The sequence below is a fragment of the Micromonospora sp. M51 genome (assembly GCF_018070305.1).
GTDB lineage: Bacteria > Actinomycetota > Actinomycetes > Mycobacteriales > Micromonosporaceae > Micromonospora > Micromonospora parva.
This window is the reverse complement of record NZ_JAGPXZ010000655.1, coordinates 1-3,539: the sequence shown is the minus strand read 5'-3', so window position 1 is coordinate 3,539 and position 3,539 is coordinate 1. Positions and strand designations below refer to the sequence as shown.

The window sequence follows — 3,539 nt, the reverse complement described above, 5'->3', positions numbered from 1 at the left end:
TGACGTGACGGCCCGCTGTGTGGCGGAGTCCCTCGCCGGTGAGGAGCCGGTCTACCTGCGCCGGCTGGTGGCGACCGAGGGCAGCGACCTGGACGCCGAGGCCACGGCGCTGCGCGCCGCCCTGCGCGGCGACTGCCACACCCATTCGGACTGGTCCGACGGCGGTTCGCCCATCGAGGAGATGGCGTTGGCCGCGGTGGAGTTGGGCCACGAGTATCTGGTGCTGACCGACCACTCGCCCCGGCTGACGGTGGCCCGGGGGCTGACCGCGGCCCGGCTGCGCCAGCAGCTCGACCATGTGGCGCAGGTCAACGCGGCGCTGCCCGAGGGTTTCCGGATCCTCACCGGGATCGAGGTGGACATCCTCGCTGACGGCTCCCTGGACCAGGACGACGACCTGCTGGCGCGCCTCGATGTGGTGGTCGGGTCGGTGCACAGCGGGCTGAAGGACGAGCGGTCGAAGATGACCCGGCGCATGGTGAAGGCGGTTGCCAACCCGCACCTGGACATCCTCGGCCACGTCACCGGCCGGATGGTGTCGTCCCGGCCCGCCGGGGTGACCGGTCCGGGCGATCGGGGGCACCGGGCGCGTACCCGGGCGGAGAGCGACTTCGACGCGGACGCCGTCTTCGCCGCCTGCGCCGAGCACGACACCGCCGTCGAGATCAACTCTCGGCCGGAGCGGCAGGACCCACCGAAGCGTCTGATCCGCCGCGCGTTGGAGGCCGGCTGCCGGTTCGCCATCAACACCGATGCGCACGCGCCCGGCCAGCTCGACTGGCAGCGGTTCGGCTGCGAACGCGCGGCACTGTGCGGTGTCCCCGCCGACCGGGTGGTCAACACGTGGTCGGCGGAGCAACTGGTGGCCTGGACGCACGACCGGCGCTGATCCACTCGCGTTTCTGGACATCGGGGTGTCCGGGTCCGCCGGACACCCCGATTTCTGAAAAGCCGTGTCGATCAGGTGGTCGCTCAGCGGCGGGCGGGTTCGGCGGCCGGGGTGGCGGGTGCGCCGACGCCGACCACCGGGCTGGTCCGGCGGCGACTGAACATCCCCTGCGAGACCGCGACCCCGAGCAGCACGATCAGCGCGCCGACCGGTTGGTGCCAGTTGAGTCGTTCGTCGAGCGCCACGGCACCGATCAGCACCGCGAAGATCGGGATCAGGTACGTGACGGTGGACGCGGTGCTCGCGCCGGCCACCCGGATGTTGCGCATGTTGATCACGAACGCGAGGCCGGTGCCGAGCGCGCCGAGGGTCAGCACGCTCGCCACCACCCCCGCCGAAAGCTCGGTGGGCAGCGGCGGCAGGCCGGCGACGAAGGGGGTGACGATTGCCAACTGCGCGGCGGCGAGCAGCAGTTGCGCGGTGGAGAGCGACAGACCCGAGTGCGTGCTGCCGGCGACGAACCGCTTCTGGTACGGGATGGCCACGCCGTAGCAGGCCGCCGCGCCGAAGCACATGAGCTGCCCGACGAAGTGTGCCCCGCCGATGCCCTCCCAGACCCCGAGCACCACCAGCACCCCGACGAAACCGAGCCCGAGCCCGACCGCCCGGCGCACCGTGAGTCGCTCGGTGCGGAAGACCAGCACCGCCAGCGGCAGCACGATCAACGGGGTGGTGGCGTTCCAGATGCCGGCCAGCATCGACTCGACCCGCTGCTCCCCGTAACCGAAGAGGGTGAACGGCACTGACACGCCGAAGGCGGCGACGACGGTCAGGTGCGCCCAGACCCGTGGCTCGCGGGGCAGTCGGTCGCGGAGCACGGCGAGGACCACCAGCAGAGTCAGCGCCCCGGCGAGGACCCGGTAGAGGGTGAGTTGAACAGGGTGCAGCTCGGCCACCCCGACCTTGATGAACAGGAAACTGGAGCCCCAGATCGCGGCGAGGGCGACGAAGCCGGGCAGCCAGGCGCGGACCGGCGCTTTGTCAGGAGTGGTATCGGTGGTCACCCCTGACACTCTGCCGTAACCGTACGACAAAGTCGCGCGCCTTTCGGCCGTCACGCCGTGCCCGAACCCGCAGCTCGAACACAACAAACGTCGGCGACAAAGCGGTGGGGCGGTCACGTAGTGTCGCAGCGTGGGACGAATTGATGAACTCGCCAACCGCTACGTGGCCGAGTGGGCGCCGTTGAGCCCCACCGGCGCGACCTTCGTCGGCATCGCCGGCCATGACGATCAGCTCGACGACCTGTCGCCCGACGGCTACCGGGCCCGCGCGGACCTCACCCGCCGGACGCTCGCCGAGCTGGAGGTGACCGAGCCGGAGACCGAATCGGAACGGACCGCCAAGGAGGCCATGCAGGAACGACTCGGCCTGGATCTCGCCCGGTACGACGCCGGCGAGGTGACCAGCGAGGTCAGTGTGATCACCAGCGGGCTGCACGAGATCCGCATGGTGTTCGACCTGATGCCCACCGCGACCAGCGACGACCAGGCCAACATCGCCGCCCGGCTCAACGGTTTCGGCGCCGCCCTGGAGGGCTACAAGACCACCCTGCGCGAGGCGCTCGCCGCCGGTGCGGTCAGCTCGAAGGTGCAGTTGGTCGAGGTGGCCAAGCAGTGCGACATCTGGGTCGACCCGACCGGTGACAACTTCTTCCACGGGCTGGTCGAGCGGCTGGGAGCGGAGGGCACGCTCGGCTCGGAGCTGCGTCGGGGCGCGGCATCGGCGACGGCGGCGACCGCCGAGTTCGGCCAGTTCCTGCGTACCGAGCTGGCCCCGCACGGGCGGGACAAGCAGGCCGCCGGCCGGGAGCGCTACGAGCTCGCCTCTCAGTACTTCCTCGGCGCCAAGGTCGACCTGGACGAGACGTACGCCTGGGGTTTCGCGGAGCTGGCCCGGCTGGAGGAGGAGATGCGCGTCGTGGCGGGGCGCATCGCCGGCTCCGGTGCCACAGTCGACGAGGCAGTGGCCCGGTTGGACGCCGACCCGGCCCGGACCATCCAGGGCAAGGAGGCCTTCCGGGACTGGATGCAGGCGCTGGCCGACAAGGCGATCACCGAACTGCACGGCACCCACTTCGACATCCCGGAGCAGGTCCGCCACATCGAGTGCTGCCTCGCCCCGACCAGCGACGGCGCCATCTACTACACCGGCCCCAGTGAGGACTTCTCCCGCCCGGGTCGGATGTGGTGGGCGGTGCCGCAGGGCATCACCGACTTCTCCACCTGGCGGGAGGTGACCACCGTCTACCACGAGGGCGTGCCCGGTCACCATCTCCAGGTGGCGCAGACCGCCGTCCGGGCCGACCTGCTCAACCGCTGGCAGCGGCTGCTCTGCTGGGTCTCCGGGCACGGCGAGGGCTGGGCGCTCTACTCGGAGCGGTTGATGGACGAGCTGGGTTACCTGGACGACCCGGGCGACAAGCTGGGCATGCTCGACGGCCAGGCGATGCGCGCGGCACGGGTGATCGTGGACATCGGCATGCACCTGGAGCTGGAGATCCCGAAGGACAACCCCTTCGGCTTCCACCCGGGCGAGCGCTGGACGCCCGAGCTGGGCTGGGAGTTCATGCGGGCGCACTGCCGGGTCC

The 3,539-nt window shown here is 70.8% G+C and carries 3 protein-coding genes; 2 read left to right on the top strand and 1 reads right to left on the bottom strand.

From position 1 onward, the window contains the following. Positions 1-889 (top strand): PHP domain-containing protein (locus KBX53_RS26425; protein WP_210862233.1); only part of this gene is annotated, 889 nt, incomplete at its 5' end. An 83-nt stretch (positions 890-972) separates the two neighbouring features. Here the strand turns inward: KBX53_RS26425 and KBX53_RS26420 are convergent. After that, entirely contained in the window at positions 973-1,953 is a 981-nt protein-coding gene (locus tag KBX53_RS26420; RefSeq protein WP_209444463.1) for a DMT family transporter, read from the bottom strand. A gap of 130 nt (positions 1,954-2,083) precedes the next feature. Between KBX53_RS26420 and KBX53_RS26415 the strand changes: the two genes are divergently transcribed. Continuing rightward, on the top strand, positions 2,084-3,539 hold a 1,456-nt coding region (locus KBX53_RS26415), incomplete at its 3' end, for a DUF885 domain-containing protein (RefSeq protein ID WP_210862232.1).